The following is a 25,459-nucleotide window of genomic DNA, read 5'->3' as shown; positions in this document are numbered from 1 at the left end:
AGGAGGTGTAGCGAGAACACTCCGATTCCGGCGCGGACACAAGGTCTTGTGTTTTCACTTAACGGCGGAACCTACCTGTAGTAGATAAGCCTAAAAGCTGTGCAATCAAGGGCAACCGCTTGGCCGCAAATGCTTTTTTGGCCAATAACCTTGTGGAAACCATTTGGGCCGATCCGGCGGCCCGGCAGCGTGGCGCCAATGGAATCGCCCACAATTCCTAGTCAACAGGATTTCTTGCGACGCATTTGTGACTGCCTGGCGATTTTCCACAGCAGCGCATCGGTGAGGCGGACGATCGATGTGGCCGAGACGATTGGTGTCGCCAATTCGGTCTAGGCTCGCTGCCCGAGCCATGCTAAACCGCCAGCCAATCGACGCCCAAACTTTCGGAATCGTCCCGTGGCAAAATCCGGCACCAAGCAGTTCCTGAGCGAAATCTTCTCCTGGTGGAGCGGCAATACCTGGGGCACGCGCCTCTGGATCAAGCGTTTCGGCGCCTATGTCGGGTCGGACGAGTTCGGCAACCGCTATTATTTCGACCAGAAGCACAATCGGCGCTACGTAACCTACGCCAATGGCTTCGCCGACGCCTCGGCCATCCCGCCCGGCTGGCACGGCTGGATGCATCACCGCACCGACGTTACTCCCGCCGATGCCAAATATGAGCCGCGCGCCTGGGAAAAGGCACACCAGCCGAACCTGACCGGCACTGCGGCGGCCTATCGCCCCGATGGCAGCCTGCTCAAAAAGGGTGAGCGTCCCCGCGTCAGCGGCGACTACGAGGCCTGGTCGCCTGAATAAGGACGCCCAAGCCTTGCGATCCCAGTTTTCGACGATCCTGCGGCCGCTCCTGACAGCGGCCGTTTTGACGCTGGCCTTCCACGTCCCGGTGCAAGCGCAGCCATTGTCCAACCCGGTGGCGACCTTTGCCGGGCTCGACAAGATCACCGGCCGCATCACCCGGTTCGACGTCTATATCGATGAAACGGTGCTGTTCGGTGCGCTCGAGATCACGCCTCGCGCCTGTTACAACCGACCGTCGAGCGACACGCTGCAACGCACGTCCAGTTTCCTCGAGGTGAACCAGATGAGCCTCGACGGCGAGAGCGAGCGCATCTTTACCGGCTGGATGTTCGCAGACAGCCCGGCGCTAAATGCCGTGGATCATGCCGTCTACGACGTGTGGCTGATCGAGTGCAAAACCTCGACCAATGTTCCGCCGCCGGATCAGCGCTAGTTTTTTTTCCGACCCTGTTCAATCCTGTACTGCCTGCTCGTCGCGAGGGGGAGCGCCCCTTCACGCCGGTCGACCTGAAAGGGGCGACCGGGCCTCTCGGGGCGAGCAACAGAGAACGAGGAGCAGCAAGCCATGATGACCTTACCAGAAATCACAAACCGGGCGGAGCAGGCCTATGTCTATGTGGCTTTCACCGTCACCATGCAGGACATGCAAAGGCCCGCCCAGGAAGGCTTTCCGCAGATCTTTGCGTATATCGCCCGCAATGGCCTCGTGCCCGTAGGAGCAGCCTTCTACAATTACCGGCGCATCAACATGTCGGACACGCTCGATGTCGAGGCTGGCATTGCGGTGGAACATGCGGGCGCTGGAGACGGTGCTGTCCGCGTGGGGACCTTGCCCGGCGGTCGGTTTCTCGGCGTGACCTGGCACGGCCATCCCGACGCGCTCGAAACCGTAACGGGATTGCTGATCGGCTGGTCGCGGCTGACCCAGCAACCCTTTGACGAGCATACCGAGGGCGACGACGACCATTTCGCCTGTCGGCTGGAAATCTATGAAACCGATCCGGACAAAGAGCCGGACATGAACAAATGGGTCACCCGGCTCGCCTTTAAGCTAAAGGATTAAAACAGCTCGTCCAATGTGTTGTAGAAGCGGTATTTTGCTTCGTCCCATTCCGTGCCATAGGCGGCGAGGAAGGTGGCGACATGCTCCTCGCCGACATTGTAGCGGATGCTGCGGCAAGCGATGGTAAGGTCCTGCCAGACATCGGCCACGCCGACGCGACCGCAATCGACAAGGCCGGAGAACCGACCGTCCTGCGCCAGGATATTGGGCGTGGAAGCATCGCCATGGGTGACGACACGCGTGCCTATGGAGGGGCGATTGGCGAAAAGCCAGTCATAGACCTGCTGCGCGGACCAGCCCTCATGTTCAACGTCGAAGTCGCCTTCGTCGACAAGGCCGGCCTCGAGGCGCTGTCTTGCCTCCTCCAGGCGATTGTCGGGATGATGATCGAAGGGGCATTGGGCCGGATCAAGCGCGTGGATACGTTTCAGGCCCTGGGCATAGGCCCGGACGAAGACGTCGGGGCGCGCGGTGTAGCGCGTGAGGTCCTCGCCCGGCACAGCACTCATCAGGAGCCAGACACGGTCCTGGGTCTGCTCGGTATCGATGACGCGGGGCGACTTGAAGCCCATGCGCGTCAGCCAGTTGAGGCGCTCGATCTCGCCAGGCAGTTCGGCCAGGGGATGGATCGGCTCGGCCTTGAGGAAGACGGCATTGCCATCGTTAAGGGCAATGCGCCACACCGAACAGCCGGACTTGCCAAGCGTGATCTCGCGCCAATTGAGATCGCGAAGAGGGCTCATGCTTTCGGGTAGGTCTTGTGGTGCGGTCATTGTTTCCTGTCCCATGCAGACCAATCGCCAGCGCTTTGCAAGGCGCGGCCGAGCCGGTCTTCGTAATCGGCGCGGGTGATCTCGATGCCGCCCAAGGACGCCAGGTGATCGGTGAGAAACTGGGTATCGAGCAAGACGAAGCCACCAGCCCTGAGGCGCTCGACCAGATGGGTCATGGCCATCTTGGAGGCGTCGGTTCGCCGGTGAAACATGGATTCGCCGAAAAAGGCGGCGCCGATGGCGAGGCCATAGAGACCGCCCACGAGCTCGGCGCCGTCCCAGACCTCGACCGTGTGGGCGACACCACGGCGAAACAATTGGCCATAGACAGCGCGGATGGTCTGGTTGATCCAGGTGGTGTGGCGATCCTCGCCGACGGTGGCGCAGCCCTCGATCACGCCCTCCCAATCGGTATCCGTGCGGATTGCCCAGCCCGACTTGCGCATGGCCTTGCGCAGGCTGCGGCTGGCGTGGAACCCATCGAGCGGGATGATGCCGCGCTGTTCAGGGCTGACCCAGAACAGATCCTCGTCACCGGCATCCTCGGCCATGGGGAAAATGCCGGCGCGATAGGCGCGAATGATCAGCTCGGGGGTGATCTCGACAGCAAAGGGGTCGGTGCGGCGGGCCATGGGAAAAACGAGGGGCGCCGTAACGCGCCCCTCAATATCATGCCTTGTTGGCGGCCAGGAACTTTTCCAGCCAGTGGATGTCGTAATTGCCGGCCAGGATGTCCGGCTCCTTCATCAGGCGCTGGAAAAGGGGCAGGGTGGTCTTGACGCCATCGACGACAAATTCGTCCACAGCGCGGCCCAGGCGCTTGAGGCATTCCTCGCGCGTGCGGCCATAGACGATGAGCTTGCCGATGAGCGAGTCGTAATAGGGCGGGATCTTATAGCCCTGATAGACGGCAGAATCGACGCGCACACCCACGCCCCCGGCGGGGTGGTAAAAGGTGATGGTGCCCGGCGAGGGTGCGAAGGTCTGCGGGTCTTCGGCATTGATGCGCACTTCGATGGCATGGCCATAGAACTGCACCTGATCCTGGGTCATCGAGAGCTTCTCGCCCGACGCGACCTTGATCTGCTCATAGACGATGTCGATGCCGGTGATACGCTCGGTCACCGGGTGCTCCACCTGAAGGCGGGTGTTCATCTCGATGAAATAGAACTCGCCGTTTTCGTAGAGGAACTCGATGGTGCCGGCGCCGGAATATTTGAGCTTGCGCATGGCAGCGGCACAGATCTCGCCGATCTCGTCGCGCTCTTCCGGCTTGATCGTGGGGCCACCGGCCTCTTCCCAGACCTTCTGGTGACGCCGCTGCAGCGAGCAGTCGCGCACGCCCAGATGCACGGCATTGCCCTGACCGTCGCCGAGGACCTGAACCTCGATATGGCGCGGCTTGCCGAGGTATTTTTCCATATAGACCGAATCATTGCCGAAAGCGGCCTTGGCTTCGGAACGGGCAGTCGACCAGGCGACCAGCAGTTCCTTTTCGGTCTGGGCCACCTTCATGCCGCGACCACCGCCGCCGGCGGTTGCCTTGATGAGGACGGGATAGCCGATGTCCTTGGCGGTCTTGAGCGCCTGCTGCTCGGTTTCCACCGCACCGGCCGAACCGGGGACGACGGGAATACCGAGCTCGACGGCGGTCTTCTTGGCGGTGATCTTGTCGCCCATGATCTCGATATGATGGGCCGAGGGACCGATGAAGGTCACCTTGTGCTCTTCGAGGATCTTGGCGAAACGGGCGTTTTCCGAGAGGAAACCATAGCCGGGGTGCACGGCATCGGCCCCGGTAATCTCGCAGGCAGCCAGGATCGAGGGAATGTTGAGATAGCTGTCCTTGGCGGCATTGGGGCCGATACAGACGCTTTCGTCGGCGAGGCGCACATGCATGGCATTGGCGTCAGCCGTGGAATGCACCGCAACGGTCGAGATACCCATTTCCTTGCAGGCGCGCAGGATGCGCAGGGCGATTTCGCCGCGATTGGCGATCAGGACTTTCTGGAACATGGGAAAGTCCTCTTACTCGATGACGACGAGCGGCTCGCCATATTCAACCGGCTGGGCGTCGTCCACGAGGATGCGCGTGACCGTGCCGGAGCGGTGTGCCGGAATCTGGTTCATGGTCTTCATGGCCTCGATGATGAGCACCGTCTGGCCCTCGGTCACCTTGGCGCCGACCTCCACGAAAGAGGGCTTGCCGGGTTCAGGCGACCGGTAGGCCGTGCCGACCATCGGCGAGGTCAGAGTGCCCGGATTGGAGGCAAGGTCTTCGGCCTTGGCCGGAGTGGCGGCAGCCGGCACGGAGCCGGCAGGCGCGCTGGGGGCAGCCGCCGGCGCGGGCGCGGCCATGTATTGCATGGGCGCATGCGCATAGGTCGGCGCTTCATTGGGATAGGACCGGGTGACGCGAACCCGGAGGTCTTCCTGCTCGATTTCGATCTCGGCAAGGTTTTCCTTGTTGAGCAGTTCGGCGATGGCGCGGATCAGGTCCTGATCCAGCGAGGACTTCGTCATTTCTATCGGTCTCCCGGCTTCGCGCGTCGAAGCTTCATTTGAGTTTTTGGGCCAAGGCTTGCAGGGCGAGCTTATACCCCAGGCTGCCAAAGCCGCAAATGACGCCAAAAGCGACCGACGACACATAGGAATGATGTCGGAACGCTTCGCGCTGATGGATATTGGTGAGATGCACTTCCGCGACCGGCAGAGCCACGGCCCGAAGGGCATCGTGGATGGCGACCGAGGTGTGCGAGTAGGCGGCCGGATTGATCAGGATGGCATCGGCAGTCTGGCGCGCCTCCTGAATCCAGGTGACCAGCTCGCCCTCGTGGTTGGACTGGCGAAAATCGACCGTGAGGCCAAGTTCGCCGGCCGTGTGCCTGCACAGGGCCTCAACGTCCCCGAGCGTTTCCGAACCATAGGTTTCCGGCTCGCGCGTGCCGAGCAGGTTGAGGTTCGGGCCGTTGAGGACGAGAACGCGTTTGGTCATGATCCAAGTCTTGTGCACCGGCCAAATTGACCGGCGCAAGGGCGGTTACACGAAATGCACCGGAAATGCTAGCAACCTGCGTGCACTAGCTACACAGGGTGCGCCCACATTCGCGCATATTGGCGATACGGCTGCGCAATTCATCGGCACCGATGGCGCCGGGAATGATTTCGTTGCCGATGATGTAGGTCGGCGTGCCGGTAATGCCCAAAGCCTGGGCGATTTCATAGGAGCCCTGGATGGAGCGAGCGACCGATTCCTGGCCCATGCGCAGTTCGAGATCGACCGGGGAAAGGCCCTGGTCTGCAGCGGCCTGGAGGGCAACGGCCTTGTCGACCTTGCCACGACTCGAGAACAGCGTCTCGTGAAAGCTCCAGTAGTCGGCCTCGCTCTGGCCGACGAGGACGCCAACCCGCGCGGCGTCGATGGATTCGTTCGACAGGATGGGAAATTCCTTGAGGATCACCTTGAGATTGGGATCTTCGGCAATCAGCGCCGCAAGGTCGGGGACCGCGGCGCGGCAATAACCGCAATTATAGTCGAAGAACTCCACCAGCGTGACATCGCCCTCGGGATTGCCAACCACGATCTGGTCCGGTGCGTTGAAGATCGCATCCCGGTACTCGGTCATGGCGGTTTCCGTGCGCGCCTGCTCCTCGACACGCAGCGTATCTTCAAGGGCCACCGAAAGGCGTTGCAGAAGCTTGGGGTCGCTCATCAGATAATCCTCGATCATCGGATTGAGCGTCGCGGGATCGAGCGCGGCAATGGAAGGCGCCTCGGGCGCAGGCTGCTCGGCAAGCACCTGCTCGACGATGGCGCGAACGGCCACGGCATCGGTTTCCGGCGCCGGGGGATTGAGCAGGGAAAAGCCCAGGGCGCCGGCGAGAATTCCAGCCAGGGCGGCCAGAGCGATGGTGAGGCGGTGCATGCAGCAGCTCCAGTCGAGTCGGTGCGATCTTCTAGCAGACGCCGCGTCAAACTAGCACCCGATTATGGAGAGTGCGTTTGCACCTGCATCAAATGTGGTTGAGGTGCGGGACGCTTCGGGCTAGTCCCGGCGCAAACGACCGGAGCTGCCATGACCTCGCCTTCGCCCGACGCCCTGATGCCGTTCTATGCCATGGACATCCTCAAGCGCGCCAAACTGCTCGAAGGGCAGGGGCGCAGCGTGTGCCACCTGGAAGTGGGGGAGCCCGGCCAGCCGCCGGCGCCACGCGTGATCGAAGCCGTACGCCAGGCCCTGCCGCAGCCGCAGGGCTATACCAATGCGAAGGGCATGACGGAGCTGCGCGAAGGTCTCGCCCGCTACTACGAGGAGCAGCACGGGGTTTCACTCGATCCCGACCTGATCTTGGCCACGATGGGATCTTCGGCAGGCTTCATCCTCGCCTTTCACACGGCCTTCCGGCCCGGCGCGCGTATCGCCATCACGCGGCCCGGCTATCCGGCCTATGTCAACACGCTGCTGGGGCTGGGCTTCGGCATCGCCGAAATTCCGGTGACGGCGGCGCGGGGCTGGCATTTGAGCGGGGCCGATATCGAAGCTGCCTATGCCCGTCAGCCTTTCGAGGGATTGCTGTTTGCAAGCCCCGCCAATCCGACAGGCGCCGCCGTGGACCGGGCCGGACTTGCCGATATCATCTCAACCTGCAAGCGGCTCGGGGTGACGTTCATTTCGGACGAAATCTATCATGGGCTCGATTATCGCGGGCCTTCCGTCAGCGCGCTGGAGCTGACGCGGGACGCCATCGTCATCAACAGCTTCTCTAAATATTACTGCATGACGGGATGGCGGATCGGCTGGATGGTCATGCCCGAAGCGCTGGTCCGGCGCGCCGAAATCCTGCAGCAGAACCTTTTCATTTCCGCCCCGACGCTGAGCCAGATCGCGGCGACGGTGGCGCTGGGCGAACGCGACTATGCGGAAGTGCAGAAAGCCAGCTATGCGACCAACCGTACGCTTCTGACCGATGGGCTGCGACAGCTGGGCTTTGACCTGCCTGTGAGCGGCGATGGCGCCTTCTATGCCTATGCCGGTATCAAGCGCTTTTCCGATGATTCGCTGGCTTTTTGCGAAGCGATGCTGGATCAGGCGGGCGTCGCGGCGACGCCGGGCATCGATTTCGATCGCACCGACGGACACGGCTATGTCCGGTTCAGCTATGCAGGGACGCGGCAGAGCATCGACATGGCGCTAGAGCGGCTATCACGGTTTCTCTCGGTCGGCGGATAAGGCCGCGCGGCGCAGCGTGATGAAAAAGGGCGGCCCGGAGGCCGCCCTTCTCGTTTCTAGCCGAGGCCGAGGCGGCGCTGCCACCAACCGACCTTCTTCTTCTTTTCAGGTTCTGGCTCACCATCCGAGCTGCCTTCGACGGCAGCCGGGCTCTCGTCATCGGCCGCGGCGGAGCTGGACGTCACCACCACGCCTTCGGGCGGCAGTTCCTTCTTCACCCGGCGCGTACGAGCCGGCTTCTTTTCCTCAGTCGCGGGGGCTTCAGCCACGGGGGCCTCAGCCGGCTCGGCAGCGGCGGGGACGGCCTCGGTCACCGCAGCTTCGGGGGCTGCTTCAGCAGGCTCGGCCTTCTTGCGGGTACGCGGCTTGCGCTTTGGCTTTTCCTCGGCAACCGGCTCCGTGGCTGCAGCGTCGACGGGCGTCGTCTCGGCAGGCGCCGATTCTTCCGTCTCGGTCACCTTCTTGCGGCTCCGTGGCTTACGCTTTGGCTTTTCCTCGGCCGCAGGAGCTTCCTCGGCGACGGCAGCGGCCTCGGAAACGGGGGTCGCCTCTGGCGCAGGTGTCTCGACAGGAGCGTCTTCGAGCGAGACATGCTCGACGATCGCGTCGGCAGCGGCTGCGACCGCAGCTTCAGCGACCGGTTCCGCACTCACCTCGGCATCGCCGTTCTCGCGACGATTGCGACGACCGCCGCGACGGCCGCGACGACGGCGACGACGCTGTTCGCCTTCGGTGTCCTCGCCTTCGGCGACGGGGCCGGCTTCACTGGCCTCTTCACCCTCATCGGTGTCACCTTCGGCGGCATCCTCAGCGGACGCACCATTTTCGGTGGCTTGCTGAGGCGCAGAATCGCCATTGCGGCCACCCCGACGACGACGCCGGCGGCGGCGGCGGCCATTGCCTTCGCCTTCGCCGCTCTCGGCGCGAGCTTCGGTTTCCGATGCGTCCTCGGTCTCTGCCTCGGTTTCGACGTCGACGTCTTCTTCCTCGACCTCGTCTTCGATCACCGCGCTGTCGACGCGAACATGGGCGGCGGCACGCGTCTCCGCATAGGCGGACACGCGGGTCTCGCCCTTCTCGATCTGGAAGTCATGGCCAGCCAGCTTGCCATCGGCGGTGATGGTGATCGAGAGATTGTTGCGGATCTCGAGCTGGGTCAGCGTCTCGCGCTTGTAGTTGAGAATGTAGAGCGCGACCTCGACCGGCACGCGGACATTGATCGACTGACCCTGCTTGCGCAGGACATGGTCCTCGATGTGACGCATGATCATCAGCGCCAGGCTCTCGGTGGAACGGACCAGGCCCGTGCCGTCGCAGATCGGGCACTTGTGGGTAGAGCTTTCCACGACGCCGAAGCGGATGCGCTGGCGGCTCATTTCCATGAGGCCGAAATGGGAGATACGGCCCACCTGAATGCGGGCACGATCGTCCTTGAGACAATCCTTGAGCTTGCGCTCGACGGCCCGGTTGGAGCGGTTCTCCATCATGTCGATGAAGTCGATGACGATGAGGCCTGCCAGATCGCGCAACCGCAACTGGCGGGCAACTTCATCGGCCGCTTCCAGATTGGTCTGGAGCGCGGTGTCCTCGATATTATGCTCCTTGGTGGAGCGACCCGAATTGACGTCGATGGAAACGAGCGCTTCGGTCGGGTTGATGACGATATAGCCGCCGGAAGGCAGGGTCACCGTCGGCGAGAACATGGAATCAAGCTGGGCTTCGATGCCATATTTAGAAAAGAGCGGCTGATCATCCTTATAGAGCTGCACGTTCTTGGCGTGGCTCGGCATGATCATCTTCATGAAGTCCTTGGCTTCGCGGAAGGCGGCGTCGCCGGCCACGAAAACTTCATCGATGTCCTTGTTGTAAAGATCGCGGATGGTCCGCTTGATCAGGCTGCCTTCCTCATAGACGAGGCAAGGCGCCTGGCTCTGCAGGGTGAGCGTGCGCACGCTTTCCCACAAGCGCATCAAATACTCAAAGTCACGCTTGACCTCGGCCTTGGTGCGCGAGGCGCCGGCGGTGCGCAGGATGACACCCATGCCCTGGGGCACTTCCAGATCGGACGTGATTTCCTTCAGGCGCTTGCGGTCGGCAGCGTTGGTGATCTTGCGCGAGATGCCGCCGCCACGAGCGGTATTGGGCATGAGTACCGAATAGCGGCCGGCCAGCGAAAGATAGGTGGTGAGAGCGGCGCCCTTGTTGCCGCGTTCTTCCTTGACCACCTGCACCAGCATCACCTGGCGGCGCTTGATGACTTCCTGGATCTTGTACTGGTGGCGGCGCTGCTGGCTGGAGCGGCGGCGCTCGGGCACTTCCTCGAGCGCGTCGGCACCACCGATGGATTCGACTGGCTCGCTGTTGGCCGGGGCCTGCTCGATATGGCTTTCTTCGCCATGCTCCTGGGGATCGGCCTCTGCGTCGGTTTCAGCAACACCTTCGGGCACCGAAGTGGTGTCTTCGGCCTCGTCGTGGTGATCGTCGTCATGCTCTTCGTCGCGCAGCAGGGCTTCGCGGTCGGCTACGGGGATCTGGTAGTAATCGGGGTGGATTTCGCTGAAGGCGAGAAAACCGTGGCGATTGCCGCCATACTCGACGAACGCCGCCTGCAGCGACGGTTCGACCCGAGTGACCTTTGCCAGGTAGATGTTGCCCCGCAATTGGCGGCGGGTCGCCGATTCGAAGTCGAATTCCTCCAGCCGGTTACCGGCGGTAACGACAATCCGTGTTTCTTCCGGGTGGATGGCATCCACCAGCATTCTCTTGGTCGCCATAATGAGCTCCGCGCACCCGCGCGCCGACAAGAGGACGCCGGGAAGCGGGCATCCTGGGTGTGGCGCATTGCGGGGCGAATGGGTTGTTGAGTGGGGTAGGGCGCGAACCTCTCACGTTCAGCGCCGGGATAATGGTGATCAAGGCCGGCATGGAGGGCGATGCAAAGCGGCAATCGGTAATTTCGATCGCGTCGCGTGTACTCCGCCTGCGGGCCATTTGACCTCTTCCTGTTGGGTGGCAAGATGGACCCGCCACCGTCCGGCCCGGGGGCCGAAATTCGTCGGTCAGGCGCGCAAACCGCAACGTCCGTTCTGGACCGGGCCGCCGATTGCAGCCTGTACCAGCCCTGTTCCCAACCAAGGGAGGGTTGTCAGCCCCTCCAAAATGGCCACGGAACACACGCGCCTTCCTCTCTAGCGTGTAGAAAAGTTGGGCCCGAATGGCAACAGGAAAGTCAAAAGGCACGCTCCTACACGGATTTGAACGGTCATTTCTTTGCCATGAACGCAAATCATCGCATAAGGCAGCGTGGTGCAGGAGAATCGTGGCGCAAGCGCGAGATTGCAGGCACACGAGCGCAGGAGCCAGGTCGCGTCTTGACCAGACATTTTCTCTTCCGGTTGGTACTCATTCTGGCCCTCATCCTGCCGGGACTGGCCAGTGCGCAGGATGCAGCGATCCTGCCGCCGCTGCCCAACGTCATCGACGCACGCATCACCGCCACGCCGGAGCGGGCGCGGCTGGTGATCGACCTAGCAGCACGCACCGAATTTTCCTTCGTCTCTCTCGATGACCCCGCGCGCCTGGCCATCGATGTGCGAGCAGGGACGTTTTCCGTGCAGGAAACCGAAGGCGTGCCCGCCGGGGAAGGGGTGGTCTCCGGCTATGTGATCGAACAGGCGGCGCCCGACCGGGTGCGTACGACGCTGACCCTGTCGGGCCCGGCCCAGGTGCAGCAGGCCTATGTGCTCGACCCGTTCGAAGGGCAACCGGCGCGGCTGGTTGTGGACATCATTCCCGCCACCGCAGAGGAGTTCGCAGCCAATGTGGAGCGCGACCGGGTCGCCTCTGCGAGCGCGGCTCCTTCTGGTGTCTCGACGCCGGCGGGTGGGTCGGAACTGCCAATCGGCACCCGGCCGCTGGTGGTCATCGATCCAGGGCATGGTGGGATCGACAGCGGCGCCGAGACACCCGAGGGCATCCGTGAAAAGGATATCGTGCTGGCTTTCTCGCTGCGGCTGCAGGAATTGCTGGTGGAATCGGGACGGTTCGACGTGGCGCTGACGCGCGAGACCGACACCTATCTGCGGCTCGAGGAGCGGGTTGCACTTGCGCGGACGAACCGCGCGGACCTTCTCATTTCGATCCACGCCGACAGCTTCCAGCAGCCCGAGATCCGCGGGGCCAGCGTCTATACGCGCGACGAGAACGCCACGGACGTGCTGGACAAGGTGCTGGCGGAAACCGAAAACAAGTCGGATGTCATTGCCGGCTTTTCCATGCCGCTGATGACCGCCGAAGTGGTGGATATCCTGCTCGATCTGATGCGACGCGAAATGCGGGTGCAATCCTTCATGGCTGCCCAGTCGATCGTGCACCAGCTCGAGCCCAGCGTTGAGCTACGGCGCTTTCCCGTGCGACAGGCCGATTTCTTCGTGCTGCAGGCGCCCGACGTCCCTTCCGTCCTGGTCGAGTTGGGCTTTCTCTCCAATGCCAGCGACGCGGCCAACCTCATGCAGTCGGACTGGCGCGACCGTACCGCCGAGGCGATCGCGCGCGGCATCTCCACTTATTTCGACACGTTGCAGGAAGAGCCATGATCGCGTCCGCGGCTTTGGCGCCTCTCAATGTGATCCCCTTTGGTCCCCGATTCTGCTATGCTTTCGGTTGGTTCGCCGGTTGCGCGGCGCGAGGTAAATAATGTTTCGATTGCTCGGCTGGCTCTTCGGCTTCGGTATGTTCATGGCGCTGGGCGCAGTGGGCGCCGCTGCGATCTACGTTGCCAGCGTCACCTCGCAATTGCCCGACTATACCGTGCTGCAGGACTACCAGCCGCCGGTGACCACACGCGTGCATGCCGCAGACGGGACGCTGCTGGCCGAATATGCCCGCGAGCGGCGCCTGTTCCAGCCGGTCGAGACCATTCCGCCGCTGCTGGTCGAAGCGTTCCTTTCCGCCGAGGATAAAGATTTCTACAGCCATAGCGGCATCGCCATCGACGGCGTGGTGCGCGCATTGCGCGACAACGTGCTGGCGCGGCTGGAAGGCAATAATTCCATCCAGGGTGGCGGCTCCTCGATCACCCAGCAGGTCGCGAAAAACTTCCTGCTGACTTCCGAGCAGACCTGGGACCGCAAGATTCAGGAAGCCATTCTGGCGTTGCGGATCGAGTCGACATTTTCCAAGGACAAGATCCTCGAGCTCTATCTCAACGAAATCTTCCTCGGCCTCAATTCCTATGGCGTTGCCGCCGCGGCGCTCAATTATTTCGATAAGGCGCTCTATCAGCTGACGCTGCCGGAGGCGGCCTATATCGCGGCGCTGCCCAAGGGGCCCAACAATTACCACCCGTTCCGGCGGACCCAGCAGGGCATCGAGCGGCGCAATTGGGTGATCGATCGCATGGTGGAGAATGGCTATGTCTCCTACGAAGACGCCGCCGCCGCCAAGCAGGAGCCGCTCAACGTCATCCCGCGCGCTTCCGGCAGCCAGGTCTATTCGGCTGAATATTTCACCGAGGATGTCCGTCGTGCGCTGGCGCGGCTCTATGGCGAAGACCAGCTCTATGGTGGTGGTCTGTCCGTCCGCACCACGCTGGAGCCCAGGCTGCAGGAATATGCCCGCCGGGCGCTCATGGATGGCCTGATCGCCTACGACCATACACGCGGCTTCCGCGAGCCTGTCGCCAGCATCGAGCTGGGCGAGGACTGGGGCGCTGCCGTGGCCGCAATCAAGCCGCTGAGCGACGTGCCGGAATGGCAATTGGCGGTGGTGCTGGAGGTTGGCGGCAACCAGGCGCGGATCGGCCTGCGGCCGGAAAACGACGTCGACGGTGCCATTTCCCCCGACCGTGTCGAAGGCGTGCTATCGGGCCCGGAAATCAAATGGGTTTCGCGACCGGTGCAGGATCTGCTCAGCGTCGGCGACGTGGTCTATGTGTCCCCGGTTGCCGGCAAGGAGGGCATCTATACGCTCGAGCAGGTTCCTGAGGTCGAGGGCGCGCTGGTAGCCATGGACCCGCGCACGGGCCGTGTGCTCGCCATGGTCGGCGGCTTTTCCTTCGCGGAAAGCGAGTTCAACCGCGCGACCCAGGCCTTGCGCCAGCCTGGGTCTTCGTTCAAGCCAATCGTATATGCTGCAGCGCTGGACAATGGCTACACGCCAGCCTCCGTGGTGCTGGATGCCCCGATCGAGGTCCGGATGAGCGACGGTTCGGTGTGGCGCCCGGAAAACTATGCGCAGGAATTTTATGGTCCGCAGACCTTGCGGCGCGGCATCGAGCGCAGCCGCAATGTGATGACGGTGCGCCTGGCACGCGATATCGGCATGCCACTGATTGCCGACTATGCGCGATTGTTCGGTATCTATGACGATATGCAGCCCGTTCTGGCCATGTCGCTGGGCGCGGGGGAAACAACGGCCATGCGCATGACCTCGGCCTATGCGACAATTGCCAATGGCGGCCGCAAGATCGTGCCGACGCTGATCGACCGTGTGCAGGACCGCTACGGCAAGACGATCTACCGGCATGACGAGCGCGTTTGCGAAGGATGCGAGGCGACCGACTGGCATGGGCAGGGCGAGCCGCGCATCGTTGATACCCGCCAGCAGGTCCTGGACCCGATGACGGCCTACCAGATCACCTCGATGATGGAAGGTGTCGTGCAGCGCGGTACCGGTACCGCGGCCCGGGCGCTCAATCGTCCCGTCGCCGGCAAGACCGGCACGACCAACGATTACAAGGATGCCTGGTTCGTTGGCTTTACGCCCGAACTGGCCGTCGGTGTCTATGTCGGCTTCGACCAGCCACGCTCGATGGGGTCGGCTTCGACCGGCGGCGGCATGGCTGTGCCGATCTTCACCAATTTCATGGCCAAGGCGCTGCAGGGTAAGCCGGCGACGCCCTTCAACGTGCCCTCGGGCATGGTCACGGCCTGGATCAACCCCAATAGTGGCGTGAAGGCGTTCGAGGGCCAGTCCGCAATCCAGGAAGCGTTCAAGCCGGGTACGGGCCCCAATTCGATGACTTCGGTGATCGGCGTGGACGTTGCCGCCTATGACGCCTATCAGCGCGAACAGATGATGCAGCAGCAATATGGCTCGAGCATCGTCAGCGCGCCGCAGGGCGGTGGCACCTATCTCGACCCGAATATGGGCCAGAGTCGCTGGCAGTAGACGGCTTCAGGTGGCGGTCGCCATTTTCTGCCAGGTGGTTTCGACAATGCCCAGGTGATCGCGCATGGCGCTCTCCGCGCCTGCGCGGTCGCCGCACAGGATGGCCGCGACGACCCTGGAATGTTCTTCGTGAGAACGACCGAGCCGCCCCAGCGAGGAAAACTGGGCGCGGCGGAAGGGCTGCAGGCGCTGACGCGTCGAGCGGGCGAGCTCGGCCAGATAGGCGTTGTGAGCGCCATCATAAATCAGCGAATGGAAGGCCTCGTTGGCGTCCACATAAGCTTGGTGATTGCCCGAGCGCATAAGCGCCGCCATCTCGGCATGCATGGCCGATAGCGCCTGGCGTTCGCCGCCGTTCATCATGCTGGCACAGAGCCCGGCGCACAGGGCCTCCAGATAGGCCATGACTTCGAACATGCCTGCCAGCGTTGCCTCGTCCGGCTTGGCGACGACAGCGCTCGAATGAGGCCGCTGGTCCACGAGGCCACTGGCGCGCAATAGACGCAAGGCTTCGCGGATCGGCGTGCGCGACACTGAAAACTCGGTCGCCAGACCGCTTTCGTCCAGGGGCGAGCCTGGGCGCAATTCCCCATTGATGATGCGCGTGGCAAGGATATGACGAATGTCTTCCGCCGTCGTGCGCGCAGGTCCTGCCAAAGCGTTGTCCTTTCAGCCGCGGTCCGACGCCATCATGCTCACGTGAGCGGCAGCGACGCGCCAACCGGTTTCCGTCCTGACCCAGGTCTGCTGCTGGCGGCCGACCTGATGGGGGAAATCATCCCGATAGAACAAGGTGGAGGCGGTGGCAACGTCGCGGCCATAGGTGACGATAGCGGTGTTGGACAGGGTCCGCTCGAATGGACGCTGTGCCGCGCGGAAGGCGCGGATTTCGTCGATGCCGTGCTGGACCTCGCCCACCCCATAGCGAATCGTATCGGCCCGATGGAGGAAAAAGGCGTCGAGCGCCGCAACGTCATTGCGCAGAAGCGCGGCTTCATAAGCGAAAAACGCTGCCTCGACCTCGGCAATGGTCTGGGGGTCGTTGAAGATCATCCGGCCCGCCTTGCGAGCATGCGGTCGCGCAGTCGGGCCAGGAATGGGATGGTGTCGAACTGGTCGAGGCGGACCTTGCTCCAGTCCACGCCCATGGGCCGCGGCATGGCATTGCCGGTGACGATCAACTCGCTCTGGGTAGCGACAAAGTCGAGCGGGCTGTCATGCGGCTCAATAACGATGTGCCGGTCTTTGACCAGTTGCAGGGAGTGGACGGTGGTCGCCATCGGCGTCTGCGCATCGACGACGCCTAGTTCCCGAAAAATGGCAGTTTCCAGATCGGCAAAGCCAGCGCCTTTTCCGGTTCGGCCACCCGCACGGCTGACGGCAACGGAGCCGACAACGCAGAAGTCGAGCCTTTGGACCTGTTCGAATTCAAGCTTCTCGCCATGCTCAAGAAAGCCCTGGGGGGTGGCGGCCAGCTCGAAGCTGATCCCGGACGCCTGGAGCCGGACGGGGTCGAGCTTTAGATAGGGGAAGTCCTTGGTGAGGTAGGGGACCGGCGTATAGACGATCTTGCCCTCGTAAAGCGCCCGAATGCGGATGGGGGTCTGGGCATGATCGGGGTTGGTCTTGCCGGTTTTGGCGGCTTTCCATTGCGGGGTTTGGGCAAGGTGCCATGCGGCGAGATCGGCGCCGGCAAAATTGGGGATCATGCTCCAGGCCGGGCCAACATTGATTCCCTCGGCCTCGAGCTGTGCCCAGATGTCGTGGCGGATGATGTCCTTGGCCGGATTGCGGCCCGCCCAGCGGCCTGGTTCAGGCATCGGCGTGCTCCTTCGCGACGGCATGGACCAAGGCAGACAGGGTTGCGACCCATCCGACAATTCCCCCCTGCGCGACGATCATTTCGATGGTGGCGGCCTTGAAGGCCGGGAAATAGCTTTCGGTGGCATCTTCGACCAGCAGGCATTCGTAGCCGCGATCGTTGGCTTCGCGCATCGAGGTCTGTACGCAAACTTCGGTGGTGACGCCGGCAAAGACCAGATGGGTAATGCCCGTCTCCCGCAAACGCTCGTTAATGCCAGTGGCGTGAAACATGCCTTTGCCGGGCTTGTCGATGACGATTTCACCTTCGCGCGGAGCAAGCGCGTCGACGATCTGGTTGCCCGGCTCGCCGGCGATCAGAATGCGGCCCATGCTGCCCTCGTCGCCGATGCGCAGGCCAGGCTTACCTCTCGCGCGCTTGGCGGGCGGGCAATCGGAGAGATCGGGTTGATGCGCCTCGCGGGTGTGAACGATGGGCCATCCCTGTCTGCGAAAGAGATCAATCAAGGCTGCCGTAGCCGGCACAATGGCTTCGAGGCGGCGCACATCGTTGCCGAGACTGTCGCCGAAGCCGCCTGGCTCGATGAAGTCACGCTGCATGTCGATCACCACGAGCGCGGTGTGCTGGGGATCAAGGGAATAGGGATAGGGACGGGCGGGGATCGAGATAAGCATCAATGCCCCGCCATGTGCTGACCGATAATGTTGCGGTCGGTCTCTTCAATGGGGGCAACATAGGTAATGGTGCCACCGCTCATGACGGCGACTCGATCGGCCAGTTCGAGGATTTCATCCAGGTCCTCCGAGATCAGAAGGATGGCGGCACCGCGATTGCGTTGCTCCATGATCTGGCTACGGATGTCGGCGACAGAAGCGAAGTCGAGGCCGAAGCAGGGATTGGCGACGATCAGCACGTCCACATCGCCGGACAATTCCCGGGCGAGGACAGCACGCTGCACATTGCCGCCGGACAGGGTTTCGATCGGAGCGTCGGGGGAGGTGGTCTTGACACGATACTGAGCGATCAACTCCTCGGCGCGGCGGCGCAGAGGGCCGGGAGACATCCACCAGCCGCGCAGGGCAAAGGGGGGCTTGTCGAAGGCGCGAAAGGCAATGTTCTCGGCCACGCTCATGCGCGGCACGGTGGCGTTGCGGAGCGGTTCCTCGGGCAAGCCAAAGACCTTGTAGCGGTCGAAATTGCGACGCTTGGCGGTAAAGTTCTGGCCATGGATCCGGATGGCGCCGTCACTCATGCCGCGCTGGCCGGAAAGAACTTCCATCAGAGCGGACTGGCCGTTGCCCGAGACGCCGGCAATGCCCACGATCTCGCCGGCATTAACCTTGAGGTTGATGGAGGAAAGCACCGGGTTGGCTTCACTGTCCTCAGCGAAAATACCGGCCAGTTCGAGCACTTCGCGCTTGTCATTATGCTTGACCCGGACGGCACGCTCGCGAACTTCGGTGTCGCCAATCATCATGCGGCTCATTTCCGCGATGCTCGCCGATCTGGCATCGCCAGTGCCGGTGAGGGCGCCACGCCGGAGGACGCTGAAGCTGTCGCAGAAGGCTTTTACCTCGCGGAATTTGTGGGAGATCATCAGGACGGTGATCTCCTTTCGCGCGGCCATTTCGCCCAGGAGCCCGAGCATTTCGTCGGCTTCGCCGGGCGTAAGCACGGAGGTGGGCTCATCAAGAATCATGAAGCGCTGGTCGAGGTAGAGGAGCTTGAGAATTTCGAGCTTCTGCTTTTCGCCGGCCGACAGGCTTGCCACCTGGGCATCGAGCGGCACTTTGAACGGCATGGCGTCCATAAAGTCGGAAAGTGCCTTCTTCTCCTTGCGCCAGTCGATGATCGACGGCGCATCGGCGCGGGAAATAACGAGGTTTTCGGCGGCCGTGAGGCAGGGCACAAGCGTGAAATGCTGGTAGACCATGCCGATGCCATGCGCGCGGGCGTCGCGCGGGGTCTTGATCGAAACGTCGCGCCCATCAAGCCTGACCTGGCCACGGTCTGCCGCATAAAAGCCCATGATCGACTTGACGAGCGTGGACTTGCCGGCGCCGTTTTCGCCCAATAGGGCATGAAAGGCGCCGGCGGGAACGGAAATCGAGACATCGTCCAGTGCAACCAGCGGCCCAAAGATCTTGGTCATGCCGATGGCCTCGAGCGAGGGGGCACGGCCGGCGGCGGAAAAGGGCGCGTGGGCGTTCATGGCAGCACCTCGATGAGGGCGTCGGATATGCTGACAGCACCGAAGACGCCGCCCTGCATCTTGATCATGTCGATTGCCGCGTCATGGTTGGAGCGCTTGGTGGCGGCGCAGCAATCCTCGAGCAGCAGACATTCATAGCCGCGGTCATTGGCGTCGCGCATGGTCGTATGGACGCAGACGTCGGTCGTGACACCGGTAAAGATGATGTTACGGATGTGCTTCATGCGCAGCACCAGTTCGAAATCGGTGGCGATGAAGGTGCCCTTGCCGGGCTTGTCGATGATCTGCTCGCCGGGCAGGGGCTGCAGTTCGGGGATGATCTCCCAGCCTGGCTCGCCGCGGACGAGAATACGGCCGCACGGACCCTGGTCGCCGATGCCAGCACCGATGCGCTGGGAACGCCAGCGCTTGTTGGCCGGCAAGTCGCTGAGGTCCGGCTTGTGGCCCTCGCGGGTGTGGATGATGGTGTAGCCCCGGGCGCGCATGGCGGCGAGCACACGCTGGATCGGCGCGATGGGTGCCCGCGTGAGGCTGATATCGTATCCCATGGTGTCGACGTAGCCGCCGGGCGCACAGAAATCGACCTGCATGTCGATGACCACGAGGGCAGTATTGTGAGCGCCCCAATTACCATCGAAGGGCCAGGGATAGGGATCGGCATTGGCAATGGTGGTGCCACCGGGGACCAAGGCAGCTTCGACGCGCTCGTCTGACAGGCTCATTCGGCGGCCTCCTTGCGGCTTTCACCATAAAGGCGTTGGGGCGCCGCAAATCCCGACGGCGTGCCGTCGGTGACCTTCACGCTCTCTTCCCAGGGCAAGCGGTAGCGGCCGTTGACGAGGTCGTGCATGTAGGAGTAGGGCGCGTCCTGAGCGCCTCCGGCAACGGCGGTGAAGCCGCGATGACCGAGCTGGTAGATATTGTTCTCGACGCCCCAATTGGCGCGGGCTTCGCGCACGAGGTCCGGCCTGACTTCAGCCGTGATGATCTCATCGGCGCGGCCGGTTGTGCCCTGTGCGACGATCGTGCCGTCGAAATTGCAGATCATGGCTTCGCCCATCGAGTCGAAGGTGCCATCACTGCCGCACATGCAGACATTGGCCGTGACCATCAAGTTACAGAACGCATTGGATTGGTTGGTGAAGCGCCAGGCTTCGCGGATCGGCGCGGTGTATCCGGCAGTGCGCAGCATGATCTCGGCGCCCTTGTAAGCGGCCTCGCGCGCCATTTCGGGGAACATGCCATCGTGGCAGATGATGAGGCCGAGCTTGCAGCCCTTGGGTCCATCGATCACCGGAATTCCAAGGTCGCCGGGCTCCCAGGGCTCGACCGGAACCCAGGGGTGCAGCTTGCGGTAATAGAGCCGGAGCTCGCCCTGATCGTCGATAATGATGCCGACATTATAGGGATTGCCGCCGGGATTGGCCTCCATGATGGAGAAACAGCCCCAGATCGAATTGTTCCGGCAGGCCGCCTTGAACGCCGCGACTTCGGGGCCGTCCATGGTGCACATGATGGCGGGATTAATGTCCATAGAAAGGCCATGCAGCGCATATTCTGGGAAGACCACCAGGTCCATGGTGCCCAGGTTACGCCGGGCCTTGCCGACCAGCTCGACAATGCGTGCCGTCTGCCGGGCAAGATCGTCGGGCGTCGCGACCACGGGCAATTGCAGCTGTACCAGGCCGATGACCACGCCATTGTCGGATTTGTTGAGACCGCCGAGTCCGGACATGAGGTGCTCCTATTTGGTGATCGACAATTCGCCGGGTGCCTCGCGCGCCGCCCCCTTGGAGCGGGCAGAGGCGATCATGATGAAAAGGGTGAGGATGTAGGGCGCGGCATTGAAGAAGTAATAGCCCTGGGTGATGCCCACGGACTGAAGAGCCGGGCCGATCGCGCCGGCTGCGCCGAAGAGCAGGGCTGCCCAGATGCAGCGGATCGGATCCCAGCGAGCGAAGATGACAAGCGCCACGGCCATGAGGCCCTGGCCGGACGACAGGCCCTCGTTCCAGGAGCCGGGATAGTAAAGCGAAAGGAAAGAACCACCGACGCCGGCCAGGAAACCGCCTGCCGCCGTGGCGAGCAGACGGACCAGATCGACAGAAACACCCATGGCCTTGGCCGAAGCTGCGCTGTCGCCGGTCATGCGCACAATCAGACCCCAGCGGGTATTGGCGAAAGCCCAGCTCATCAGGATGGCGAGAGCTATGCCCACGAAGAAGAGCGGGTTGATCTGAAGCGCCTGGGCCATGGAGGCGTTGCCGGTCCAGTCGCCCAGCGGGACAGAGTTGAGGCGTGGTGCGGAGGGCTGGATATAGGCCTTGCCGAAAAAGAAGGCGAGGCCCGTGCCGAAGCTCATGATGGCAATGCCGACGGCAATGTCGTTCACCCGGGGAAGCTTGCAGATATAGCCATGCAGCGCGCCCAGCACGATGCCTGAGGCACCGGCAGCCAGGACGCCAAGCCAGGCATTGCCCGTGTGGTAGCTCACCGCATAGGCCACCATGGCGCCGAGGACGAGATTGCCTTCAAGACCCAGATTGATGCGTCCGGATTTTTCGGTGAGGCATTCGCCCAGCGCCACGAACATGAAGGGCGTAGAGACGCGGATGGCGCCACCCAGCATGGCGATGAGGACGATGAGCAGCGAATTATCCATCATGTGCGGTCTCCCATCGCCCGAGGTTGAAAGATCTTGAGGCGCCCATAGAGCGTGTCGCTGGCCAGCAGCACGACGAAGATGATCCCCTGAAGCACGAGAACGGTAGCGTCGGGCATGCCCATTCGGCGCTGGATCAGTCCGCCGGCGGCAGCGATCGCACCGAAAAGAATGGCGATGGGGATGATGGCCAGCGGATTATGTCGCGCCAGAAAGGCAATGAGAATGCCGGTGAAGCCATAGCCGGCGACCAGCGAAGCATTGGCCTGACCATGAACCACCGCAACCTCGAAGAAGCCCGCCAAACCGGCACAGGCACCTGCGATGACGCAGCAGGCGACAACCAGCAAGCCAACCGGCAGGCCCTGCGCCTGGGCCGCGCGCACATTACCCCCGGTCATCCGGGCAGCGAAGCCGAATGTGGTCCGCGACATGAGAATGGCCAGAACAATGGCCAAGATCACGCCGGCTGCGAAGCCCCAATGGACCGATGTTCCGGGAATGGAGCCAATGCGATAGGCGTCGCCGATCGGCATGGTGGACGGCTTGTTTGCCGATGCCGGATCGCGCAGCGCGCCTTCCACGAAGAAGTTCATGATGGCAATGGCAATATAGCTCAGCAGCAGCGAGGAAATGGTCTCGTTGACGCCCCTGTAGTGGCGCAGCCAGCCGGCAAGGCCGATCCACAGCCCGCCGGTGGCCATTGCGGCGAGGGCCATAAGCAGCCAGGCGAGAGGCACCGGTGCGCCGCCGGTTACCAATGGAATGGCCATTGCGGCTGCAGCAAAGCCACCCAGCACCAGAGCGCCTTCAGCTCCGATCATGGTCAGACCGATGCGGGCAGGAATGGCAAAGGCCAAAGCGGCCAGGATGAGCGGGGCAGACCGCTGCAGAGATTGCTGGATGGAAAAGGATGACCCGAAGCCGCCGACCCAAACCAGGCCGAAGAAGTCGACAGGAGACTTGCCGATGATCAAGAGAAAGACCGAGAACAGCAGTGCCGAGACAATGAGAGCGGCAACAGGCACGAACAGGGCTTCGGCGAGGGAAAGGGTTCGCAGGCTGGGGCCGGTGGTTGTCGACGTCAGGCCCGCGCTTTGCACTGTCATAGCGTTGTTCCTTACTCCGAGGGGCCGCCTTTCCCCGTTGGGGAAAGGCGCTATTGCAGAATGGGTCGGAGGGAGGACGATCAGGTAATGGAGCCGATCACGCCTTCGAGCAGGTAGTCCATGCCATCGAGAACAGGGTCGTAATTGTCCATTTCTCCCTCGATGACGACATTGCCGGCATTGTCCTTGAGCGGACCGACATAGATCGGCTTTTGCGCCACCAGATCGGCGATGGCGGCATCGGCGGCTGCAATGGCTTCCGGGGTGGCACCCGCGCCGTAGGGCGTGGTCTGGAGCATGTCGTTGTGGTAGCCGCCGGCTACGAAATTGGGCAGGGGCTCACCCTTGGCCAGCAGGTCTGCATAGAGCGAATAGATGGTGGACCATTTGTATTCGGCGCCGGTGATGAAGCCATTGGGTGCAAGGGGCGCTTGCGAGGCATTGTGCCCGCAGCTTTTGACGCCCCGGCCCTCGGCGGTCTCGATGACAACCTTGGGGCCATCCACGTGGCAGCCAATCACATCGCAACCCGCATCGATCAGCGCATTCGTCGCCTCGGCTTCGCGCACGGGCATCGACCACTCGCCGGTGAAGATCACCTGTACCGTGGCATTCGGATTGCTCTTGCGGGCGCCGAGCAGGAAGGAATTGATGTTGCTCAGAACTGACGGAATCGGCTTTGCGGCGACAAAGCCTAGCTTGCCTGTGGGGGAGGACAGGCCCGCGGCCACCCCGTTCACGTAGTGACCCTGGTTGAGATAGCAGAAATAGGATCCCGCATTGGTGGGGTCGCCCTCTTTCCACAATGGAGCAGCATGGCGGAACTCCACTTCGGGATATTTCCTCGCCAAATCAACCACGAAGGGCGTGTAGTAGCCGAAGGAGGTGGCGAGGATCAGGTTCGCGCCATCCAGATTGATCATCGATTCGATGGACTGGGTGACAGCGTCGGTCTCAGGCACGTTTTCTTCTTCGATAACGGTAACGCCTGGAACCTGCTTGAGGATTTCCATGGCCAAGGCATGAGCCTGGTTCCAGCCGAAATCATCGCGCGGGCCGACATAGACTGCGCCCAAGACGATAGGCGACTGGGCCCGGCTCAAGTTGATGGGCAAAGCCGCCGTGGCAAGCCCGGCCGCACCGGCCTTGAGCAGCGAACGGCGGGAAAGCGAGAATGAAGTCATTGATTGGCTCCCTGCACCTGAGGCGCGCCTTTCCTGGCGCTGCCGCAGGGAACTTTGCAAAGGCCATGCCAACGCTCCTAGAAGCGTCGGTCTTTCAAAATGCAATGATTATTCAATAATTTGCCGCAGGGCGGCCAAAAGATCATTGTATGCAATAGGCCACTAACTGCCTATTTTGTGATCTTAAATTCCTATTAAGCCTAATTTATGCGCATACCCTCAGGCTCTGCATACAGTCGGCTCAGGGCTACGCTGATCGAGAACGGGTCGATCGGCGTTTCGAGGCCGCCGAGGTAACGGCCTGATCCTTTCCGCTGGTCTTGGCGCGATAGAGAGCTCTATCGGCTTCGATAAGCATTTCCGAGAGGGTTTCGTTAGCGGAACGGGCATGGATGCCAATGCTCATTGTCAGTGGGTAATCTGCCGGAAGGCCAGGCAGGACCAGGCGATTGACGGCGCTGCGAATACGATCGGCATGTGCATGCAGCGCCTCCAAATCTCCGTCCCGATAGAAAAGTGCAAATTCCTCGCCGCCGACCCGCGCCGCGAATTGCGCCCTGCCATGGCTGGACAAGGCGCGGGCCATAGCGGAAATCACCTGGTCGCCGACCTTGTGGCCGTAGGTGTCATTGATTTTCTTGAAGTCGTCTATGTCGCCCATGAGCAGGGCGCCGGTGCCGCCGCCTTCCGACAGACAGCCACTTGCCGCCACTTCGAAGCCGCGACGATTGAGCAGGCCAGTGAGATAGTCGTGATTGGCTTCGGTCCGCAGTTGTTCGAAGGTGTCTATGCTCATCGCGGCCAGAAAGAGAAGGGCCAGCGCGCCGGCCAGAAGCGGTGTGAAGGCCTGGATGGTAAGCCAATAGGACGATTGCTGGAAGGTGGCCGCATCGTCGATGGCCAGCAGTCCGGAAAGAATGAGCAGTGGGCGGCTCAGCGCGAGGACCATGAAGATGAGGGCAGCGGATAGGATCAGCCGGCCCGAGAGCGGGAGTGGGCGTGCCTTCCAAAGCTCTACGACAGCCGTAAACGCCAAGAGCGACATGGTGATGCCCAGCACAACGACGCGAGTGGTGGTGGACGGCACGACAAACAGGAAGTAGCCGAAGACGACCAGGCCAATGCCACTGATGAGGCTCATGCGCGTCCAGGGAATGGTGCGGCTAGCTAGGGCCAGTGCTGCCCCGCAGGCAAGCATTGCAGAGCCGATGAAGGCAAAGTTGGCGACGAGGCGGGTGGACAATTCGTTGAGAAAGACGGGGAAGTCGCGCACCGTAAAACCGATGGCACAAAGCGCGAATGCAAACACAACGTGGATCAGGTGATGACGGTCGGGAAATCGTCGCCACAGCATCAGGAACACAGTGGCGAAAGTCAGGGCGATCGCCGGGTTCAGCAATGAAAAATAGAACTGGCCGGACATCGTCTT

Annotated in this window: 24 protein-coding genes; 6 read left to right on the top strand and 18 right to left on the bottom strand. The window is 62.3% G+C overall.

From position 1 onward, the window contains the following. The first annotated feature begins 399 nt into the window (after positions 1 to 399). The 3 genes from VE26_RS07185 to VE26_RS07175 all read left to right on the top strand — a co-directional run bounded on the left by VE26_RS07185 (position 400) and on the right by VE26_RS07175 (position 1,867). Complete coding sequence (locus VE26_RS07185; RefSeq protein WP_046104342.1) at positions 400 to 801, top strand: NADH:ubiquinone oxidoreductase subunit NDUFA12; 402 nt, start codon at positions 400 to 402, stop codon at positions 799 to 801. Between the two features lie 13 nt (positions 802 to 814). Beyond that, entirely contained in the window at positions 815 to 1,237 is a 423-nt protein-coding gene (locus VE26_RS07180; RefSeq protein WP_046104341.1) for a DUF2155 domain-containing protein, read from the top strand. A gap of 132 nt (positions 1,238 to 1,369) precedes the next feature. Beyond that, the gene (locus tag VE26_RS07175; protein WP_046104340.1) at positions 1,370 to 1,867 is read left to right on the top strand and encodes a GyrI-like domain-containing protein; all 498 of its coding nucleotides are present in this window, start codon (positions 1,370 to 1,372) and stop codon (positions 1,865 to 1,867) included. Here VE26_RS07175 and VE26_RS07170 read toward each other — a convergent pair. The 6 genes from VE26_RS07170 to VE26_RS07145 all read right to left on the bottom strand — a co-directional run bounded on the left by VE26_RS07170 (position 1,864) and on the right by VE26_RS07145 (position 6,566). Then, positions 1,864 to 2,640 (bottom strand): APH(3') family aminoglycoside O-phosphotransferase, encoded by a 777-nt coding sequence (locus VE26_RS07170; RefSeq protein WP_160297817.1) that lies wholly within the window; start codon positions 2,638 to 2,640, stop codon positions 1,864 to 1,866. The genes VE26_RS07175 and VE26_RS07170 overlap by 4 nt on opposite strands. Then, the gene (gene aat, locus VE26_RS07165) at positions 2,637 to 3,272 is read right to left on the bottom strand and encodes a leucyl/phenylalanyl-tRNA--protein transferase (protein ID WP_046104338.1); all 636 of its coding nucleotides are present in this window, start codon (positions 3,270 to 3,272) and stop codon (positions 2,637 to 2,639) included. Before aat ends, VE26_RS07170 begins: the two co-directional genes overlap by 4 nt. Positions 3,273 to 3,309: 37 nt before the next feature. Then, positions 3,310 to 4,656, bottom strand: a complete 1,347-nt coding sequence (gene accC / locus VE26_RS07160) for an acetyl-CoA carboxylase biotin carboxylase subunit (RefSeq protein WP_046104337.1) — start codon at positions 4,654 to 4,656, stop codon at positions 3,310 to 3,312. A gap of 12 nt (positions 4,657 to 4,668) precedes the next feature. Continuing rightward, positions 4,669 to 5,169, bottom strand: coding sequence for an acetyl-CoA carboxylase biotin carboxyl carrier protein (gene accB / locus VE26_RS07155; protein ID WP_425283852.1), 501 nt, complete (start codon positions 5,167 to 5,169; stop codon positions 4,669 to 4,671). A gap of 28 nt (positions 5,170 to 5,197) precedes the next feature. Further along, on the bottom strand, positions 5,198 to 5,635 hold the full coding sequence (gene aroQ / locus VE26_RS07150) for a type II 3-dehydroquinate dehydratase (RefSeq protein WP_046105129.1): 438 nt from the start codon (positions 5,633 to 5,635) through the stop codon (positions 5,198 to 5,200). Positions 5,636 to 5,720: 85 nt separating this feature from the next. Next, positions 5,721 to 6,566 carry a DsbA family protein gene (locus VE26_RS07145; protein WP_052715740.1) on the bottom strand — a complete coding sequence of 282 codons (846 nt, stop codon included), beginning with the start codon at positions 6,564 to 6,566 and terminating at the stop codon, positions 5,721 to 5,723. Positions 6,567 to 6,716: 150 nt separating this feature from the next. On the opposite strand from VE26_RS07145, the gene VE26_RS07140 reads away from it, so the two are divergent. Continuing rightward, entirely contained in the window at positions 6,717 to 7,871 is a 1,155-nt protein-coding gene (locus tag VE26_RS07140) for a pyridoxal phosphate-dependent aminotransferase (protein WP_046104335.1), read from the top strand. A 56-nt stretch (positions 7,872 to 7,927) separates the two neighbouring features. Here the strand turns inward: VE26_RS07140 and VE26_RS07135 are convergent, their stop codons facing one another. Continuing rightward, positions 7,928 to 10,645, bottom strand: a complete 2,718-nt coding sequence (locus VE26_RS07135) for an Rne/Rng family ribonuclease (RefSeq protein ID WP_046104334.1) — start codon at positions 10,643 to 10,645, stop codon at positions 7,928 to 7,930. Positions 10,646 to 11,242: 597 nt separating this feature from the next. On the opposite strand from VE26_RS07135, the gene VE26_RS07130 reads away from it, so the two are divergent. Next, positions 11,243 to 12,466: an N-acetylmuramoyl-L-alanine amidase gene (locus VE26_RS07130; protein WP_052715739.1), complete on the top strand. Its 1,224-nt coding sequence runs from the start codon at positions 11,243 to 11,245 to the stop codon at positions 12,464 to 12,466. A gap of 100 nt (positions 12,467 to 12,566) precedes the next feature. Then, positions 12,567 to 15,041, top strand: a complete 2,475-nt coding sequence (locus VE26_RS07125) for a penicillin-binding protein 1A (RefSeq protein WP_046104333.1) — start codon at positions 12,567 to 12,569, stop codon at positions 15,039 to 15,041. A gap of 6 nt (positions 15,042 to 15,047) precedes the next feature. Here the strand turns inward: VE26_RS07125 and VE26_RS07120 are convergent, their stop codons facing one another. The 11 genes from VE26_RS07120 to VE26_RS07070 form a co-directional block, all read right to left on the bottom strand. After that, the gene (locus VE26_RS07120; protein ID WP_046104332.1) at positions 15,048 to 15,698 is read right to left on the bottom strand and encodes a GntR family transcriptional regulator; all 651 of its coding nucleotides are present in this window, start codon (positions 15,696 to 15,698) and stop codon (positions 15,048 to 15,050) included. A gap of 12 nt (positions 15,699 to 15,710) precedes the next feature. Then, positions 15,711 to 16,094 carry an oxalurate catabolism protein HpxZ gene (hpxZ, locus tag VE26_RS07115; protein WP_046104331.1) on the bottom strand — a complete coding sequence of 128 codons (384 nt, stop codon included), beginning with the start codon at positions 16,092 to 16,094 and terminating at the stop codon, positions 15,711 to 15,713. After that, complete coding sequence (locus VE26_RS07110; protein ID WP_046104330.1) at positions 16,091 to 16,861, bottom strand: 5-formyltetrahydrofolate cyclo-ligase; 771 nt, start codon at positions 16,859 to 16,861, stop codon at positions 16,091 to 16,093. The genes hpxZ and VE26_RS07110 overlap by 4 nt, the downstream gene beginning before the upstream one ends. Next, positions 16,854 to 17,537 carry a cysteine hydrolase family protein gene (locus tag VE26_RS07105; protein ID WP_046104329.1) on the bottom strand — a complete coding sequence of 228 codons (684 nt, stop codon included), beginning with the start codon at positions 17,535 to 17,537 and terminating at the stop codon, positions 16,854 to 16,856. Before VE26_RS07105 ends, VE26_RS07110 begins: the two co-directional genes overlap by 8 nt. Then, positions 17,537 to 19,075, bottom strand: coding sequence for an ABC transporter ATP-binding protein (locus tag VE26_RS07100; RefSeq protein ID WP_046104328.1), 1,539 nt, complete (start codon positions 19,073 to 19,075; stop codon positions 17,537 to 17,539). The genes VE26_RS07105 and VE26_RS07100 overlap by 1 nt, the downstream gene beginning before the upstream one ends. After that, on the bottom strand, positions 19,072 to 19,797 hold the full coding sequence (gene biuH, locus VE26_RS07095; protein ID WP_046104327.1) for a biuret amidohydrolase: 726 nt from the start codon (positions 19,795 to 19,797) through the stop codon (positions 19,072 to 19,074). The genes VE26_RS07100 and biuH overlap by 4 nt, the downstream gene beginning before the upstream one ends. Next, the gene (locus VE26_RS07090; protein WP_046104326.1) at positions 19,794 to 20,810 is read right to left on the bottom strand and encodes a formamidase; all 1,017 of its coding nucleotides are present in this window, start codon (positions 20,808 to 20,810) and stop codon (positions 19,794 to 19,796) included. The genes biuH and VE26_RS07090 overlap by 4 nt, the downstream gene beginning before the upstream one ends. Positions 20,811 to 20,819: 9 nt before the next feature. Then, the gene (locus tag VE26_RS07085; RefSeq protein ID WP_425283851.1) at positions 20,820 to 21,737 is read right to left on the bottom strand and encodes an ABC transporter permease; all 918 of its coding nucleotides are present in this window, start codon (positions 21,735 to 21,737) and stop codon (positions 20,820 to 20,822) included. Further along, positions 21,737 to 22,846 carry an ABC transporter permease gene (locus VE26_RS07080; RefSeq protein ID WP_046104324.1) on the bottom strand — a complete coding sequence of 370 codons (1,110 nt, stop codon included), beginning with the start codon at positions 22,844 to 22,846 and terminating at the stop codon, positions 21,737 to 21,739. The genes VE26_RS07085 and VE26_RS07080 overlap by 1 nt, the downstream gene beginning before the upstream one ends. A gap of 80 nt (positions 22,847 to 22,926) precedes the next feature. After that, positions 22,927 to 24,030 carry a BMP family ABC transporter substrate-binding protein gene (locus VE26_RS07075; RefSeq protein WP_046104323.1) on the bottom strand — a complete coding sequence of 368 codons (1,104 nt, stop codon included), beginning with the start codon at positions 24,028 to 24,030 and terminating at the stop codon, positions 22,927 to 22,929. A gap of 247 nt (positions 24,031 to 24,277) precedes the next feature. Then, complete coding sequence (locus VE26_RS07070; RefSeq protein ID WP_046104322.1) at positions 24,278 to 25,453, bottom strand: GGDEF domain-containing protein; 1,176 nt, start codon at positions 25,451 to 25,453, stop codon at positions 24,278 to 24,280. Positions 25,454 to 25,459: the final 6 nt, after the last annotated feature.

Source organism: Devosia chinhatensis, from assembly GCF_000969445.1.
GTDB lineage: Bacteria > Pseudomonadota > Alphaproteobacteria > Rhizobiales > Devosiaceae > Devosia > Devosia chinhatensis.
The sequence above is the reverse complement of the archived record's forward strand: the minus strand, read 5'-3'. Positions and strand labels throughout refer to the sequence as shown.